At 66.2% G+C, this 16,201-nt stretch carries 15 protein-coding genes and 1 tRNA gene; 7 read left to right on the forward strand and 9 right to left on the reverse strand.

The window, feature by feature from the left end; translation table 11 throughout:
- Positions 1–21 precede the first annotated feature (21 nt).
- The 3 genes from Q9R14_RS09960 to Q9R14_RS09970 are packed head-to-tail and all read left to right on the forward strand — an operon-like array spanning position 22 to position 2,926.
- Positions 22–1,086 carry a hypothetical protein gene (locus tag Q9R14_RS09960; RefSeq protein WP_306002264.1) on the forward strand — a complete coding sequence of 355 codons (1,065 nt, stop codon included), beginning with the start codon at positions 22–24 and terminating at the stop codon, positions 1,084–1,086.
- A 59-nt stretch (positions 1,087–1,145) separates the two neighbouring features.
- A complete protein-coding gene (gene tldD / locus Q9R14_RS09965) occupies positions 1,146–2,576 on the forward strand; it encodes a metalloprotease TldD (protein WP_306002265.1) in 1,431 nt (476 codons plus the stop codon).
- 59 nt (positions 2,577–2,635) lie between these two features.
- Positions 2,636–2,926 carry a hypothetical protein gene (locus tag Q9R14_RS09970; protein ID WP_306002266.1) on the forward strand — a complete coding sequence of 97 codons (291 nt, stop codon included), beginning with the start codon at positions 2,636–2,638 and terminating at the stop codon, positions 2,924–2,926.
- 3 nt (positions 2,927–2,929) lie between these two features.
- Here the strand turns inward: Q9R14_RS09970 and Q9R14_RS09975 are convergent, their stop codons facing one another.
- A complete protein-coding gene (locus Q9R14_RS09975; RefSeq protein ID WP_306002267.1) occupies positions 2,930–3,841 on the reverse strand; it encodes a TraB/GumN family protein in 912 nt (303 codons plus the stop codon).
- 187 nt (positions 3,842–4,028) lie between these two features.
- Between Q9R14_RS09975 and Q9R14_RS09980 the strand changes: the two genes are divergently transcribed.
- Positions 4,029–6,098 (forward strand): TonB-dependent receptor, encoded by a 2,070-nt coding sequence (locus tag Q9R14_RS09980; RefSeq protein WP_306002268.1) that lies wholly within the window; start codon positions 4,029–4,031, stop codon positions 6,096–6,098.
- 71 nt (positions 6,099–6,169) lie between these two features.
- Here the strand turns inward: Q9R14_RS09980 and Q9R14_RS09985 are convergent, their stop codons facing one another.
- A complete protein-coding gene (locus Q9R14_RS09985) occupies positions 6,170–7,933 on the reverse strand; it encodes a peptide MFS transporter (protein ID WP_371929714.1) in 1,764 nt (587 codons plus the stop codon).
- A gap of 282 nt (positions 7,934–8,215) precedes the next feature.
- On the opposite strand from Q9R14_RS09985, the gene Q9R14_RS09995 reads away from it, so the two are divergent.
- On the forward strand, positions 8,216–9,367 hold the full coding sequence (locus tag Q9R14_RS09995) for an N-acetyltransferase (RefSeq protein WP_306002269.1): 1,152 nt from the start codon (positions 8,216–8,218) through the stop codon (positions 9,365–9,367).
- On the opposite strand, the gene mscL is transcribed toward Q9R14_RS09995, so the two are convergent.
- From mscL to aroA, 6 genes are all read right to left on the reverse strand, one after another.
- Entirely contained in the window at positions 9,368–9,790 is a 423-nt protein-coding gene (mscL, locus tag Q9R14_RS10000) for a large-conductance mechanosensitive channel protein MscL (RefSeq protein WP_242077964.1), read from the reverse strand.
- A gap of 23 nt (positions 9,791–9,813) precedes the next feature.
- Positions 9,814–10,104, reverse strand: coding sequence for an integration host factor subunit beta (locus Q9R14_RS10005; RefSeq protein ID WP_242077963.1), 291 nt, complete (start codon positions 10,102–10,104; stop codon positions 9,814–9,816).
- 272 nt (positions 10,105–10,376) lie between these two features.
- Positions 10,377–12,080, reverse strand: coding sequence for a 30S ribosomal protein S1 (gene rpsA, locus Q9R14_RS10010; protein WP_017504363.1), 1,704 nt, complete (start codon positions 12,078–12,080; stop codon positions 10,377–10,379).
- A 199-nt stretch (positions 12,081–12,279) separates the two neighbouring features.
- On the reverse strand, positions 12,280–12,924 hold the full coding sequence (gene cmk / locus Q9R14_RS10015) for a (d)CMP kinase (protein WP_165115386.1): 645 nt from the start codon (positions 12,922–12,924) through the stop codon (positions 12,280–12,282).
- Between the two features lie 186 nt (positions 12,925–13,110).
- Positions 13,111–13,380: a hypothetical protein gene (locus Q9R14_RS10020; protein ID WP_306002270.1), complete on the reverse strand. Its 270-nt coding sequence runs from the start codon at positions 13,378–13,380 to the stop codon at positions 13,111–13,113.
- Positions 13,377–14,699 (reverse strand): 3-phosphoshikimate 1-carboxyvinyltransferase, encoded by a 1,323-nt coding sequence (gene aroA, locus Q9R14_RS10025; RefSeq protein WP_371929787.1) that lies wholly within the window; start codon positions 14,697–14,699, stop codon positions 13,377–13,379. Before aroA ends, Q9R14_RS10020 begins: the two co-directional genes overlap by 4 nt.
- A 122-nt stretch (positions 14,700–14,821) precedes the next feature.
- On the opposite strand from aroA, the gene Q9R14_RS10030 reads away from it, so the two are divergent.
- Both Q9R14_RS10030 and Q9R14_RS10035 read left to right on the forward strand, forming a co-directional pair.
- Positions 14,822–15,283, forward strand: a complete 462-nt coding sequence (locus Q9R14_RS10030) for a TIGR02300 family protein (protein ID WP_055752793.1) — start codon at positions 14,822–14,824, stop codon at positions 15,281–15,283.
- Positions 15,284–15,573: 290 nt separating this feature from the next.
- A tRNA-Ala gene (locus Q9R14_RS10035) sits at positions 15,574–15,649 on the forward strand.
- 165 nt (positions 15,650–15,814) lie between these two features.
- On the opposite strand, the gene Q9R14_RS10040 is transcribed toward Q9R14_RS10035, so the two are convergent.
- On the reverse strand, positions 15,815–16,138 hold the full coding sequence (locus Q9R14_RS10040) for a hypothetical protein (RefSeq protein ID WP_055803275.1): 324 nt from the start codon (positions 16,136–16,138) through the stop codon (positions 15,815–15,817).
- Positions 16,139–16,201: the final 63 nt, after the last annotated feature.

Consider the following 16,201-nt stretch of genomic DNA (forward strand, 5'->3'; position numbering starts at 1 on the left):
TCGCCAGCGATTGAGAAGACCATGTCCGACGACCAGAAGACCCCGCCCCAGCCCTTCGCCCGCAAGCCGGTGACCTGGGGGCGTATGCCCGCGACGACCTTCCACGTCGGGCCGGTGCCGGTCGCGCCCAATCCGCTGGACCGCATTCCCAATCCGCCGCCGCGCAAGCCCACGCCGCAACAGCAGCAGGCCTCGATCCACACCCAGAGCCTGGCCTCCGGCGTCGCGCCGGCCAAGGGTCAGACGACGCCCGCCAATCCCGCCCCGCGTCCCGCGCCCCGTCCGCAGGGGGCAAGCATCCTGGGCGGGTCGCTGATCCCGACGGCGCGCCCGGCCCAGGCCCAGCCTCAACCCCAGGCTCCAACGCCGCCGCAGCCCATGCCGCAGCCGGCGCCGGCCGCTCAACCCGATCTGACCGTGCGGCCCCTGCCCGCGCCCGAGACGACGCCCGCCCCTGCGCCGAAGCTGGTCGCGGCCGAAGCCGTCGCCGCCGCGCCAGCGGTCGCGGCCAGACCCGCCATCGCGCCTGCGGCTGCGCCGATCACGCCCAGCTTCGCCAGTGCCCCCGCCAAAACCTCGCGCCTCCCGCTCTATATCGGGGTCGGGGTCGTCGCCCTTCTGGTCGCCGGAGGCGGCCTGTGGTTCGCGATGCGTCCCGCCTCGACCCCGGCGACGTCCACGCCCGCCGTCGCCGCCGATGCGCCTCTGACCGCCCCGCCAGCCGATACGATTCCTGCCGACGCCGCACCCGTCGTCGCGACCCAACAGCCCGCCCCCGCCACGACGATCACAGCGACGCCGTCAGCCCCCGCCGCTTCCGCGCCGGCAACGACGACGCCGCGCGCGACGACGGCCGCGCCCCGCACGCAGACGCCGACCCAGACCCAGGCGCCGGCCGCAACGACGCAACCGACGACGCGTGCGCCGACGACGGCCACCCCGGCGCCGTCCACGCCGGCTCCGACCGTCACGACCGAGCCGCTGGTGATCGTGCCGACGGCCCCGACGCCCGCCCCGACCGCTGCACGTCCGTCGAGCAGCGATCCCGACGGTCCGGTAGTGACGCGGCCCCAGCCGCTGGACTGATCGGCGGTTTCGCGCGCCGGGCAGGTGACGAAACGGCCTTCAGCCCCTACCTACAGGCCATGACCGTTCACGCTTCCCCGCCGCCCATCCTCGACGCTGCCGGCGTCGATACCGATGAAGCCCTGTCGATCCTGAAGACGGCCCTGGCCGGCGCCGACGACGGCGAACTGTTCCTTGAGCGGTCCGAGAGCGAGAGCCTGGTGTTCGACGATGGCCGGCTGAAGTCCGCCGCCTATGACGCGACCGAGGGCTTCGGCCTGCGGGTCGTGGCGGGCGAGACGGCCGGTTACGCCCACGCCAACGAAATCTCGGCCTCCGCCATGCGGCGCGCCGCCGACAGCGCCGCCCTGGCCAAACAGGGGCATGAGGCCCGGGTCGCCGAAGGGCCCCGCGCCACCAATCAGAAACTGTACGGCGAGGTCGATCCCCTCGCCTCGCCCGCCTTCTCCGACAAGATCGCCTTGCTGGCCGAGATCGACGCCTGGGCTCGCGCCCGCGATCCGCGCGTCGTTCAGGTGTCCGCCTCGCTGATCGGCGAACGTCGCGCTATCGAGATCCTGCGCGCCGACGAGAGGGCGGTGCGCGATGTTCGCCCCCTCGTCCGGCTAAACGTCTCCGTCACCGTGGAACAGAACGGCAAGCGCGAGAGCGCCTCGTCCGGCGCCGGCGGCCGAGCAGGCTTCGAGGCCTGGGTCGCGCCCGAACGCTGGCAGGCCCAGGTGGACGAGGCCCTGCGTCAGGCCCTGGTCAATCTGGACGCCGTCGACTGCCCGGCGGGCGAGATGGACGTGGTCCTGGGCGCCGGCTGGCCCGGCGTCCTGCTGCACGAGGCCATCGGCCACGGCTTCGAGGGCGACTTCCACCGTAAGGGCTCGTCGGTCTTCAACGGCATGATGGGCCAGCGCGTCGCCGCCCCCGGCGTCACCGTGGTCGATGACGGCTCGATCGCCGGACGGCGTGGATCGCTGTCCGTGGATGACGAGGGCACGCCCACATCGCGCACCGTGCTGATCGAGGACGGGATCATGGTCGGGTTGATGCACGACCGGTTGTCAGCGCGGCAGCTGGGCGTAACCGCGACCGGCAACGGCCGGCGCCAGTCCTTCGCCCATATGCCGATGCCGCGCATGACCAACACCTTCATGGAGGGCGGCAAGGATTCCAAGGCCGACATGATCGCCAATACGAAGCGCGGCCTCTACGCCGCCAACTTCTCAGGCGGCCAGGTGGACATCACCAACGGCAAGTTCGTGTTCCAGTGCAATGAGGCCTATCTGATCGAGGACGGGGTGATTACCGCACCCGTCCGCGGCGCGACCCTGATCGGCGACGGGGCCACCGCCCTGACCAAGATTCAGATGGTCGGCGACGACTTCTCCTTTGATCCGGGCGTCGGCGTCTGCGGCAAGGCCGGACAAGGCGTGCCCGTCGGCATTGGCCAGCCCAGCCTCAAGATCGGCGGCCTGACGGTCGGCGGCACCGCCGTATAGGCGAGCGGAACCGTATCGCCATCAAGGGTGTTTCCCCGCCACACTGGAGAGGAAACACCATGCCCACCGAACGCGAAGTCCAACATCCCGATGGCCGGGTTGAACGTATCACTGAAACCAGCGCCGCCCCCACGACAGTTGTTGAGCGCCGCAGCGGCAGCGGCATGGGCGCCATCGTCGCCCTGATCGTCGGCCTCCTGGCCGTGCTCGTGATCGGCTACTTCCTGATGAACATGAACCGCAGCGACGCGGTGAAGGACAACGCCATCGCCGGCGCGGCCGAGAGCGTCGGCAACGCCGCCGACAACATTGGCGAAGCCGCGCGAGATGCCGTTCCGGAACGCAAGTAAGCTCTAGCGCGCCGATTGAGCGGGGGCGGAGGGGTGCCATTCGGGACCGATCGGTTCTAGCCCCTCCGCCTCCAGCCGATCCAATACGCCGTTCGGCTCGGCCAACAGCCGCAAAGGCGCAATGGCGAAGGTGACTCCGTCCTCGGCCAGCGCCTTGTCCACCGCCGTATTCCATATCCGACGCAGATCGTCCGCTTGGGCCATCACCGACCAGTAGGAACAGGCCGTGGCCGCCTTTTCCAGGGGCGAATCCAACACCGCCGGGATCCGGCGCAGACGCCAGTTCTCCGCACGTTGCGCGCCCGCCTCGACCCCGGCCTCGGCCGCCGTCGCCGCCGCGTTAATGCAGTCGAGATAACGTTCGGGCGGCGTCGTCAGAACCTTTTCGATCAGCTCGTCACCCCTGAAGATGCCGACGGGTTCAGCGGGCGTGCGGTTGGCGCGCGTCGCCTGACGAACCAGGCCGGACACCGGACGCCCTCCACTGCTGTAGCCGCCCAGTTCCATCAGATCGCCCGACAGGATCAGCATGCTGTCGCGGGTCGGACCTTCGCCTGTCAGGCTTTCGACCCGGGCCTCAAGGTCCGGTGACAGATAGTCGGCGCTGGTGCGCCCGTTCGGCAAACGGGTCAGCGTCCGAAAGCGCCAGATCAGCCGGCCCACATCGGCCAGCGAGGCCCGCCCCTCGACGGGAAACAGAACGCGGTCCGCACGATCAACCGCCGAGATGAGAGCGTCGGTGCGCCACTCCATCTTTCTGGGCAGGCCGTCGATCGATCCGACCAGGATCAGGACGCTGTCGCCGCGCCGCACCTCCCACATCGCCGCCTCGATCCGGCGGGCGGTGACGACGATATCCTCGACGGCGTCCGACGGCGCGTCCTGCGCGACGGCAGGCGCGGTCGTCAGCGTCATCGCGGCAAGTAAAAGCAATAGAGAAGAAGAGCGTCTGATCATTACACCGCTGTAAACTTCATTACTGTCACTGGTTTAATGAAATCGCTGTAATGATGTCGTGGATTTAATCCACCTTGCGGCCTTGTAACTGGAGATGAATGCGCCGGATCGGCACACCTCTCGCCAACACCCGAGGGGAAGACCAATGACAAAGACCCTGCTGCTGGCCAGCACCGCCCTGCTTTTCACCGCCGGCGCCGCATTCGCCGGCGACAAGCCCCAAGTCGCCGAGGCCCCCGTGCCGACCGGCCCGACCAACCAGGCGCCCCTGGCCGACGCCAGCCAGCGCGGCGTGCTGGTCTTTACGCCGGACTTCTTCGCCGCCCAGCGCCCCAATACGGCGCTCGACATGGTCAACCGGGTCCCCGGCTTCTCCATCGACAACGGATCGGGCGCGCGCGGTTTCGAAGGGGCGGTCGGCAATGTGCTGATCAACAACAACCGTCCCGCCTCAAAGAACGATTCGGGTTCGAACGTCCTGGGCCGGACCCTGGCCAATCAGGTCGAGCGCATCGAACTGATCCGGGGCGGTGCGCCGGGCATCGACATGCAGGGCTATTCCGTCGTCGTGAACGTCATCCTGAAGACGACCGACAGCCGCCAATCGATCCTGACCTGGAACGCCATGCTGTTCGAAGGCGGCCATGACATCTATGGCGGCTCCTATCAGTTCACTCAGAACAAGGGCGATCGCAGCTGGGGCGTGACCCTGTCGGACGGCATGGGCTCCAGCGATTCCAACGGCGTCGGCCGGTCGATCCGTCGCAACGCCGCCGGCGATGTCATCCGCGACGAGCGGTACGAGAACGACGGATGGGGCGGCGGCCAGGGTATTCGCGGCAACTACACAGGCCCGTTGTTCGGCGGAAAGCTGGAAGGCACCGCCCGTTATGGTCTGAATGACTATCAGAACTGGACCGAGCTTTCGTCGCCCATGTCGCTGCGGCGTAGCGATTATGCCGAAGACGGCGATTCCGGCGAGCTGGGCCTGACCTGGACCCGCACCCTGAACCCGCGCTGGACCCTGGAGACGCGTCTGATCCACGAGTTCTCCAGCTTTGACAGCGTCTCGGGCAGCAACGAGACGCTCAACGGCACGGCCGCGCCGGAGCAGCAGTTCAAGTCCAACGGCGACTCGTCGGAATCCATCCTGCGCGCCTTGGTGCGTCACGAACGCTCGCCCGCCCTGACAGTCGAGGCCGGCGCCGAGATCGCCTACAATATGCTGGACGTGAACCAGGCCTTCACCATCGGCGGCGTCGGCGTTCCCCTGCCCAGCGCCTCGGTCAAGGTCGAGGAGACGCGCGGCGAGGCCTTCAGCAAGGCGACCTGGCGGATCAATCCGAAGCTGACGCTGGAAGGCGGCGTGCGCTTGGAAGCCTCCACCATCAGCCAGTCGGGCGATGCGGATCAGGAAAAGAGCTTCTTCTTCGCCAAGCCGCGGCTACTGGCGACCTGGACGCCGATGGCCGACAACCAGCTGCGTTTCCGCTTCGAGCGCGAACTGGGTCAGTTGGACTTTGGCGACTTCGCCGCCTCGGCTGAGCTGAGCGACGGCACGGTGTTCGGCGGCAACGTCGATCTGGAGCCGGAACAGCGCTGGATTTCCGAGCTGTCCTATGAGCGCCGCTTCTGGGGCGAGGGCGTGGTCTCGATCGGCTATCGCCACGACCGCATCATCGACGTGATTGACCGCCTTCCCTTGCCCGGTGGCCTGTCGGCGACCGGCAACATCGGCGACGGAACGCTGGATCAGCTGTCGCTGAATGTCGTGGTGCCGCTGGACAAGGTCGGGATTTCGGGCGCCCGGTTCACCTTTAGGAACGATTGGAACAAGACCAGCGTCACCGACCCGACCACGGGCGAGGACCGCCGCATCTCGGGCGTGCGTCCCAGCCAGGCCAATGTCGGCTTCCAGCAGGACATCACCTCTTGGAAGACCCAGTGGGGGATCAACTGGCTGCCGCGTCTGGGCCAGGCGACCTACGATCCGGACCAGACCTTCGCCTGGCGCGGCGCGGACTATCTGGAGGCCTTCGTCGAATACAAGCCCAGCGCGACCCTGTCGCTGCGCGCCCAGCTGAACCTGTGGGACGACTTCACCCAGCAGCGCACGGTCTACGCCACACGCAATCCGCGCACCGTGGCCTTCGTCGAGGAGCGCTCCATCGACCCGCGCACCTTCGTCTCGTTGCGGGTCCGCAAGACCTTCTGATGTCGCGCTTCACGTAGCAAAAAGCCCCGGCGGATCGCTCCGCCGGGGCTTTTCCGTTGGTCGGGTGCGGATCAGTGGATCCCGGCCATGCCCTTCTTCAGGAGGGGCGAGATCAGCAGCAGGAAGACGCCGACGCCGACGCCCGTCCAGCCGATGGTGCCAAAGATCGAGCCGTAGGTCTGAAGCGCCAGTTCGGGGCTGGTGACGACCCCGGCGACCGTGTCGGTCGCCGTCGCCTTGGCGATTATGCCGGCGACGATGTGGGCGACCGAGCTGGACAGGAACCAGACACCCATCATCATGCCGACCACACGCGCCACCGATAGTTTGGTGATCATCGAAAGGCCGACCGGCGACAGGCACAGCTCGCCGATCGTGTGGAAGAAGTAGGTCAGGAACAGGAAGATCAACGGCACGCGGAAGGCGTCGTTGGCTTGACTTGTCGCAGCCCAGGTCAGAACGAGGAAGCCGAAGCCGACGAAGACCAGACCAAACGAGAACTTCACCGGCGTGGACGGCTCAAGCTTGCGCTTGGCCAGCCAGACCCAAAGCGCGGCCATGATCGGGCCGCCGATGACGATGATGCCCGGGTTGAACATCTGGGTGTAGCCAGCGTTGAACCAGCTCGGCATCTGGGTCGATTGGTCCGCGAACAGAGTCAGCGAAGAGCCGGCCTGTTCGAAAAGAGCCCAGAACAGCACCGAGAAGAAGATCAGCACCTGGGCGACCAGCATACGGCTCCGCTCGGAACCCTTCAGACGGAAGACGGTAAAGCCGACAACGGCGGCGAAGATGACGCCGGCGATCCACGGAAGCGCTGTCTCGATGATCTCGTGACGCTGCATCAGCATCCAGGTCGGGATGACGGCGATCAGGCCGGCGATCCAGAAGAAGGGCACCAGCGGAACGCCCACAATCGAACGTCCCTGGATCGGAACAGGCGGTCCGCCACGGCCTTCGAGCCAGGACTGTCCCAGGACGAAGGTGAGCAGACCCAACAGCATGCCGATGCCTGCAAGGCCGAAACCGTAGGCCCAGCCATAGTTGAAGCCCAGATAGGAGCAGGCGGCCGTGGCCAGGAACGATCCGAGGTTGATGCCGACATAGAAGATGGTGAAGCCCCCGTCGCGACGGGGGTCATTCTCTTCGTAAAGGGCGCCGACGACAGTCGAGATGTTGGCCTTCAGGAAGCCGACACCGACGATGATGAGAGCCAGGGCCAGGAACAGGACGGGTTCGCCGAGCTTCAGATCGCGCTCGGTTTCCAAAGTGTAGCCGCCCGTTGCAGTAAAGGCGGGGAAGCCGGCGGCGGCGGCGGCTTGCGGCGCAGCCTGTGTCGCGGGATCCAAGGCGCCGGTCGGGGGCGTGCCCATACCCGTGCCCACGGCCGCAGCGGCGGCGTCGGCGGCGTTCGCGGCAGACGGTTCGGCGCCAACCGTGGAGACGCCCTCGGGAGAGATCGCGATCTGGACGCGCTCATCGCCATTGACGGCGAACATCTTGCGGTTCTGATCGCGTCCTTCAACCTGGATTTGATAGGTCGTGTCGCCGATGGTCAGGCTTTCGCGTCCACCCGTGCCTTCGAAGGCCATGGTGAAGTGGCCGAGCACCAAAAGAACTGCGCCAATGATGACCGCCTTGCGTGATCCGAGATAGCGGTCAGCAATCAGACCTCCAAGAACCGGCATCAGATAGACGAGGGCGGCGTAGGCGGCGTAGATGCCTTGAGCCTCGGCCGGTCCAAACAGGAAGTGCTGCGTCAGATACAGGACCAGCAGGGCGCGCATGCCGTAGTAGGAAAAGCGCTCCCACATTTCCGTGAAGAACAGGATCACCAGCCCCCGAGGGTGTCCCAAGAAAGTCTTGCGAGGCGCGAGCGCCCCCCCATCCGTCGCTGTCAACGGCTCACTCCCAACTGCCGCGCCGCTTATAGGGCGCGCGAAAGGCGCATACCCAGCACAGAGGGCGAATCCGAACAAGTGTTAAGGCTGTCGCGGGGGCGGCCAGGCGACGCGTGAAGGAAGCGAAAGACAACCCTGAGTGATGTCTGGTGGCGTATATCCTGCTAGGTCGTTCGTCAGAAACGCACACGGTTTCATAATGGGAAGGAGCGCCAGATGTCTGTCAGACCGATCGACGCTCCCGACCATGCGGCGCTGAACCGGCTGCATCGTCAGGTCGGCTGGCCCGAGCGGTCGCCGGCCGGATGGCGTTGGCTCGAAGCCAATCCGGCGCGAATAGCGATGGGCGCGCCCGCGGGATGGGTCGTGGCCGACGAGGATGACCAGGCCGTCGCCATGCTGGGGAACTTCATCCAGCGGTTTCGATACGGCGTCCAGGACCACTTCGGCGCCACCGGCTTTTCGATCATCGTACCGCCCAGCCAGAAGGGCGCCAGCCGGCCGCTGATCCGCACCTTCTTGAACCAGCAAGGGCTGTTCGCCCGCTACACCTTCAACGCCAATGCGCGCTCGGCGCCGCTGTACGGCCTGTTCGACATGAAGTCTTGGCCGGCCCAAACCCATGGGCTGAAGCTTTCGTGGATCACCGATCGTCTGGCCTGCGCGCAGGGTCGAGGTCTGCGCCTGCTGCTGGGCCGCACCTCCGCCGAGACCGCCGCGCGACTGGGCGAACGGCTGATGAACGGGCGCGTGTTTCGCCGAACGCCGCTGGTGCTGCCGGCTGGGGTGACGGTGCTGCGCGACTTGTCGGACGCCTCGCCCTATGCGGACTTCTGGCGCCGGCTGTCGCAAGAAGATCGTCTGCTGGCGGATCGCAGTCCGGACATCCTGCGCTGGCGGTTGGCGGACCCCGACCTGACCCTGCCGCCGGTCATGCTGGCCTGCGTCAGGGACAGCCGAATCGTCGGGATGGCCATGGCGCAGATGACCAAGACCAGCCTGATCGAGTCGCCCTATCTGGATATTCTCGATCTGATTGCGCTGGAGACGGCGCCCGAGGCGATTGGGCTTCTGACCCAGGCGCTAATCGACAACGCCCGCGCGCTGGGGGCCGCCAAGGTGCGGCTGCAGGTGGTGACGCCGCGCCTGCTGGCGCAGTTGGGCGATCTGGCGAAGACGGCGCGGCGCGAAGGCGGCTGGGGACACTGCCACGCCATCATCGACGATCCTGCGCTGGCGGCCGCCTGGGCGCCGACGCCGTTCGACGGCGACTACGGCATCTGTTCGCGCTCGCCGCCGATGCCCAAACCCTTGGCTGACGCCGCAATCACGCGCCCGACCTTGGGCGGGCGCGTGTCCAAGGCCTGATCAGGCGTTGGGGCGGGCCTTCAGCTCGTCGCGGATCTCGGCCAACAAGGCTTCGGTCGCCGTCGGCGCTGCCGGCGCCGGATCGGGCTTGGCGGCTTCCTGACGACGCAGGGCGTTGATGCCCTTGACCACAAGGAACACGACCCAGGCCACGATCAGGAACTGGATCACCGTGTTCAGGAAGGCGCCATACTGGATCGACACCTTCTCGACCGCCTCGGTCGCCGGGTTTTCGGCCCTCAGCACCCATTCCAGCTTGGAGAAGTCGATACCGCCGGTCAGCAGACCGATGGGCGGCATGACCACCTGATCGACCAGGCTTTTGACGATGCCGTTGAAGGCCGCGCCAATGATCACGCCGACCGCCAGGTCCACGACATTGCCCTTGACCGCGAACTCGCGAAACTCCGACAGCAGGCTCATGAGATTTCCTTGAGAAAGTTGGATCAGGCGTCGCCCGAGGCGTTCAGCCGCTCGCGCAGTTCCTTGCCGCTCTTAAAGAAGGGGACGGCCTTGGCAGGCACCTCGACGGTTTCGCCGGTGCGCGGATTGCGACCCGAACGCGCAGGGCGCGATCGCACGGAAAGGGCGCCGAAACCGCGCAACTCGACCCGGCCGCCTTCGGACAGGGCCGAGGTCATGGTGGTGAGGATCACATTGACCAGCCGCTCGACCTCGGCGTGGGTCAGGTGGGTGTTTTCCGCTGCAAGCTTCTCGATCAGTTCGGACTTGATCATCTGCGCCCCCGCCAGCTCGTTTAGACAGGCCGTCTCGCCTGCCGTCGATCCAGAGCCGCACCCTAACCTTCGACAGGCTTTGTAAAAAGCCCTTATCCGACAATGATGCGCGCCATTCGCAAGAAATATGTCCGGAAGTGCACACAGCAGTGTGCCAGACAGAGAAAAGGGCGACGGGATTGCTCCCGCCGCCCTCATTCTTTTGTCGCTATCGCAGAGCGCGCGGCGCTCCGCTGCTTGAGCGAAGCGCCTGACGCTCTTTGGATGAGCGCTTAGTCCTTAGTGCCGGCGTTCTTCAGCGCGGCGCCCAGGATGTCGCCCAGCGAAGCGCCCGAATCGGACGATCCGAACTGTTCGATGGCTTCCTGCTCGTCCTTCATTTCCAGCGCCTTGATCGACACCGAGACGCGGCGCGAGGCCTTGTCCACGGCGGTGATCATGGCGTCGACGCGGTCGCCGACGGCGAAGCGTTCCGGACGTTGCTCGTTGCGGTCGCGCGACAGGTCCGACTTGCGAACGAAGGCCGTGACCGGCGCGTCGTCTTCACCGAACTTGACCTCGATGCCGCCCGACTCGATCGCCGTCACGGTGACGGTGATCTGCTGGCCGCGACGATAGGTGTCGCCCTCGCCGATCGGATCGCCGCCCAGCTGCTTGATGCCCAGCGAGACGCGTTCCTTCTCGACGTCGACGTCCAGGACCTTGGCCTTGACCATCTCGCCCTTGCGGTAGCGCTGGATGGCTTCTTCACCCGACACCGACCAGTCGAGGTCGGACAGGTGCACCATGCCGTCGATGTCGTTGTCCAGGCCGATGAACAGGCCGAACTCGGTGGCGTTCTTGACTTCGCCCTCGACGGTCGAACCGATCGGGTTGTTGGCGACGAAGGCGTCCCACGGATTGTCCTGAGCCTGCTTCAGGCCCAGCGAGATGCGGCGCTTGGAGGCGTCGACATCCAGAACCACGACGTCGACTTCCTGCGAGGTCGAGACGATCTTGCCGGGGTGGACGTTCTTCTTGGTCCAGGACATTTCCGAGACGTGCACCAGGCCCTCGACACCGGCTTCCAGCTCCACGAAGGCGCCGTAGTCGGTGATGTTGGTGATGCGGCCCGTGTACTTGGCGCCGACCGGATACTTGGCTTCCACGCCGTCCCAGGGGTCCGACTGCAGTTGCTTCATGCCCAGCGAGATACGCTGGGTGTCCGGGTTGATCTTGACGATCTGGACCTTGACGGTGTCGCCGACGGCCAGAACCTGGCTCGGGTGCGAAACGCGCTTCCACGACATGTCGGTGACGTGCAGCAGGCCGTCGATGCCGCCCAGGTCGACGAACGCGCCGTAGTCGGTGATGTTCTTGACGACGCCTTCGCGGACTTCACCCTCGGCCAGTTGACCGACCAGTTCCGTGCGCTGTTCGGCGCGGGCTTCTTCCAGGATGGCGCGACGCGACACGACGATGTTGCCGCGCGGACGGTCCATCTTCAGGATGGCGAAGGGCTGTTCCTTGCCCATCAGCGGGCCGACGTCGCGGACCGGACGAATGTCGACTTGCGAACCGGGCAGGAAGGCCGAGGCGCCGCCCAGGTCGACGGTGAAGCCGCCCTTGACGCGACCGACGATGGCGCCGTTGACCGGCTGGCCTTCGGCGAACACGACTTCCAGACGGGTCCAGGCTTCTTCGCGACGGGCCTTGTCGCGGCTGATGACGGCTTCGCCCAGGGCGTTCTCGACGCGCTCCAGGTAAACCTCGACGTTGTCGCCGACCTTGGGCAGGGCGCCGTCGTCGCCTTGGCCGAATTCGCGCATGGCGATGCGGCCTTCGGTCTTCAGACCAACGTCGATGATGACGATGTCTTTTTCGATGCCGACGACGCGGCCGTGGACGACCTGGCCTTCGCCGAAGTCGCGACCCGACAGTTGTTCGTCGAGCAGCGCCGAGAAGTCGTCGCGCGTGGGGTTGAGAGTATCAGACATGAAGCTCTGGTGTTTCCAGTGGGGCTATGGCGCGTGACCGAAGGACGATCCCGCGCGAGGTGGACCCCTGACGCAGCGAAAGGCGGCGCGCGGGGCGATGGGAAAAGATGGAATCAGGTCGTCGGGATGCGAGACCGTTCAGAACGATCAAAACGCCCGCGGAGACCGAGGGTGGGAGCGTTGGATTTGCGAGGGCAGGTCAGAGACCGTGTTTCGCGCGCGCCGCCTCGACGATACGGCGGGCCGCATCGAAGGCGGCCTCTATACCCAGATCGGTCGTATCCAGCAAGACCGCGTCGTCGGCCTGGACCATCGGGGCCGCCCCGCGCCCGGCGTCACGCTCGTCGCGGCGCTGGATGTCGGCCAGCATGGCGTCAAAGGCGATGTCCGAACCGCGCGCCGTCAGCTGCTTCCAGCGGCGCGTGGCCCGCACCTCGGGCGTCGCGGTGACGAACAATTTGGCCTGAGCGTTCGGCGCAATCACCGTGCCGATGTCGCGTCCGTCGAGAACCGCGCCGCCCGCCTGGGCCGCGAACGCCTGCTGCAGCTCCAGCAGAGCCGCGCGAACGCCTGCGAAGCTGGCGACACGGCTGGCAGCCTCGCCCGCCTCACCTGTCGTCAGGCGCGGATCGTCCGACAGACCCGCCGCGTCGAGGCCCCGCGCCGCCTGCGTCGCTGCGGCTTCGTCATCCAGCGATCCGCCGTCCGCCAGCACCTTTGCGCCCACGGCCCGGTACAGCAGCCCCGTATCCAGATGCGGCAGGCCATAGGTCTGGGCCAGACGCGCGGCGATGGTCCCCTTGCCAGAGGCGGCCGGTCCGTCGACGGCGATGATCAGGGTCAAGCAGGTCTCCGCAGCGCGTGGCGCATTTCAATCTCGATCCCAAACGCACGGGAGGCCGAACCTGATAGCGAGGATCGCCCGACCAATCCAGCCGAAGCCCTCAGTCCCGGCGTCCGACCAAATCACGAATTGCAAGGGGCGCCATCGTCAGGATCGGCTTGATCCAGCCCGACAGCCCCGGCCGGTTCACGACCATGCCTTCCAACGCGCCAGAACCACGACCGCGAAGGCTGCCAGACCTAGCCACACCAGACAGGCGACACCGTTCAGCACCACGCTCGAATAGAAGAAGGCGTCGCCCTCGGCCCTCAGATGCACGGTGCCATGTTTGCCCGAGACCTGGCCTGTCGTCACCCCTTGCCAGACGATCCAGGCCGTCCAGCCGGCTCCGCCCAGACAGGTCAAAAGACCGAGGACCGCGATGCCTCGACCGAGGACGCCGCGCGCGGGCTTCACGCGATCCGCCCGCCCAGCCCGTTCATCATCTCGACGAAGCCGGGGAAGCTGGTGGCGATCATCCCAGGCTCGTCGACCGAGACCGGCTGTTCGGCGGCCAGGCCCAGGACCAGATGGCTCATGGCGATGCGGTGGTCGTGGGCGGTGTGGACCAGGCCGCCGCCGCGCACCGACTCGCCCTGGCCGGCGCCGGTGACGATGAAGCCTTCCGGCTCCTCCTCGACCTGAATGCCGCAGGCGCGCAGCCCCTCGACCATCAGCGAAATCCGGTCGCTTTCCTTGACCCGCATTTCACCCACGCCGCGCATGACGGTGACGCCGTCCGCAAAGGCCGCCGTCGCCGCCAGGATCGGATATTCGTCGATCATCGAGGCGGCGCGATCCTCGGGCACGACCACGCCCTTCAGGGACGAGTGACGGGCGGTGATGTCGCCGACCTCTTCGCCCCCGGCCTCACGCCGGTTGGTGATGGTCAGGTCGGCGCCCATCTCGATCCAGGTGTCGAACAGGCCGGTGCGAAGCGGGTTCAGCATCACGCCCTCGACCGTGACCTCAGACCCCGGCACGATCAGACCGGCCGCCAGGGGAAACGCCGCCGAGGACGGATCGCCCGGCACGGCGACGAAGGTCCCGGTCAGGGCCTGTCCGCCCTTCAGCGTCACCTTCCAGCCCTCGCCCCTCTCCTCGACGCCCACCTCGGCGCCGAAGGCCCGCAGCATCCGCTCGGTGTGGTCGCGGCTCTTTTCCGGCTCGACCACGGAGGTGACGCCCTCGGCGTTCAGACCCGCCAGCAGGATGGCCGACTTCACCTGGGCCGAGGCCACCGTCTGCACATAGTCGATGGCCTTCAGCGCGCCGCCGGTCAGGGCCACCGGAAGCCGATCCTCGGCCGCCTGCCAGTCGAACGCCGCACCCATGTCCGCCAGGGGTCCCGTGACCCGCTTCATCGGCCGCTTTCTCAGCGAGCCGTCGCCATCGAAGGTCGCCGTTAGCGGATAGCCGGCCGCCGCGCCCATCAGCAGGCGCACCCCGGTCCCGGCGTTGCCGCAGTCGATCATCGAAGCCGGCGTCTTAAAGCCCCCCGCCCCCTCGATCCGCCATCTGCCGTCGCCGGTCCGCTCGACCTTGGCGCCGAAGGCTTCGACCGCGCGGGCGGTGGCCAGGACGTCGTCGCCTTCCAGGAGACCCTCGACCTCAGTCACGCCCGACGCCATTCCGCCCAGGATCATCGACCGGTGCGACATCGACTTGTCGCCCGGTGCGCGGACCTTTCCGGTCAGGGCGGATGCGCGGCGCGAAGTCAGTTGGGACGGCATGATCACCCGCTTCAGGCTGTATTGTGCGAAGGGCCGCGCGGGCGGCGCGAAAGACAGCTTTTGACAGCGGGTCAAAGGGGTGGCAAGGGACCGCCCCGAATTCAACCCGTTGAAAGCATCCAAACGTGGCCAATCCCGAACTGGGCGCCAAACAGGTCTGCCCCAACTGCCAGGCGAAGTTTTACGACCTGAACCGTCGCCCCGCACACTGCCCCAAATGCGGAACCGACTTCGATCCCGAAGAGGCGATGAAGCTGCGCAGCCGCCGCGCCCGTCCCGGCTATCCGTCCGACGATGAGGACACGGAAGATCAGGTCAAGGACAAGAAGGTCGACGGCGACGAGGACGAGGAAGACGACGTCAAGACGCCGGAAATCGATGAGGAAGGCCACGAGCCGATCCTGACCCCGGACGACGAGGACGAAGACTCCCCGGCTGACGCCTCGGAAGAAGCCGGCATGGGCTCGACCGACGGCGACGACGATCTGCTGGCCGACGACGATGACGACTCCGTGCCGTTCATCGAGGACGAAGACGACGACTCGATCGACGACGAGATCGCCAAGCCGTCGCGCGACGACGACTAAATTCTTAAGCCTATTGCGCATCGCGCGACTTGAGGCCCGACTTGCTGCGGGCTTATCGCGATCTGGCTCAGATTCTTGTTGCACCCGCCGCATTTCCCGTTAGGGAGACGCGGCGGGACAGCAGGCCTTTCACACCTTTCGGTTTGAAAAACCTGCGTATTTTCACCCTTGGGAACGCGGTGAAAATAAATCTCGAAACGGGCTTGATCACAGAAAAAGCCTGACCTAGTTTCCGCCGCCTCGCCGGGGGCCATCGCAAGATGAACCGGGCGATCCAGACCGACAGGTCCGGGGCTTTAGCTCAGTTGGTAGAGCGCTTGCATGGCATGCAAGAGGTCAGCGGTTCGACTCCGCTAAGCTCCACCATCGTCACCTCCGAGCACCGCAAGGTGTTCGGAGGGACGGCCATCCTCCCCCACATTTTCGATCTGCAGAAATCGCCATTCGGCGCGCCACTAGGCGCGCGTTTCTCGTTCGATGACAGATGCGGCAGGCGGCTCGATCCGAACCTCCTGCCGCGATAGCCGCCGATCAGTTCTCGACTTCGGTCGACCCTTGCCGGAACTCTTCGGCCGGCACGAAGGCCGAGCCTTCTTCATCCAACACCCAGACGCCGATCAGCGCGGGGTGATCCGGGGTGACGTCTTCGTCCAGCAGGTCGCCCTCATAGACGCCGACATTGCTGTAATCGAAATCCAGCAGCAGCTGATCGGCCATGTCGATCATTTCGTCGGCCATGCGGCGTGCATAACCCACCGCCTCGCTGGCGTCGGAAAAGTCGTCGGTCAGCGTGTTGACCTCTGCGGCCTCGCTGCCCTGAACGGCGCTGGTGGTGACGATGGTGAATGCGGACATGGTGATCTTTCTTAAGTCTAAGGACTTCACCTAGCCCGTTTGGCCCCGCAACACGTCGAAATT

The organism is Brevundimonas sp. C43 (assembly GCF_030732185.1).
Lineage (GTDB): Bacteria > Pseudomonadota > Alphaproteobacteria > Caulobacterales > Caulobacteraceae > Brevundimonas > Brevundimonas diminuta_C.

What these genes read in the sequence shown, in the direction of transcription:
- rpsA (WP_017504363.1), bottom strand. Translation starts at nt 12,080, where the DNA reads ATGTCTGATACTCTCAACCCCACGCGCGACGACTTCTCGGCGCTGCTC.
- Q9R14_RS09975 (WP_306002267.1), bottom strand. Translation starts at nt 3,841, where the DNA reads ATGACGCTGACGACCGCGCCTGCCGTCGCGCAGGACGCGCCGTCGGAC.
- Q9R14_RS09960 (WP_306002264.1), top strand. Translation starts at nt 22, where the DNA reads ATGTCCGACGACCAGAAGACCCCGCCCCAGCCCTTCGCCCGCAAGCCG.
- Q9R14_RS09970 (WP_306002266.1), top strand. Translation starts at nt 2,636, where the DNA reads ATGCCCACCGAACGCGAAGTCCAACATCCCGATGGCCGGGTTGAACGT.
- Q9R14_RS10005 (WP_242077963.1), bottom strand. Translation starts at nt 10,104, where the DNA reads ATGATCAAGTCCGAACTGATCGAGAAGCTTGCAGCGGAAAACACCCAC.
- Q9R14_RS09995 (WP_306002269.1), top strand. Translation starts at nt 8,216, where the DNA reads ATGTCTGTCAGACCGATCGACGCTCCCGACCATGCGGCGCTGAACCGG.
- mscL (WP_242077964.1), bottom strand. Translation starts at nt 9,790, where the DNA reads ATGAGCCTGCTGTCGGAGTTTCGCGAGTTCGCGGTCAAGGGCAATGTC.
- tldD (WP_306002265.1), top strand. Translation starts at nt 1,146, where the DNA reads ATGACCGTTCACGCTTCCCCGCCGCCCATCCTCGACGCTGCCGGCGTC.
- Q9R14_RS10040 (WP_055803275.1), bottom strand. Translation starts at nt 16,138, where the DNA reads ATGTCCGCATTCACCATCGTCACCACCAGCGCCGTTCAGGGCAGCGAG.
- Q9R14_RS09980 (WP_306002268.1), top strand. Translation starts at nt 4,029, where the DNA reads ATGACAAAGACCCTGCTGCTGGCCAGCACCGCCCTGCTTTTCACCGCC.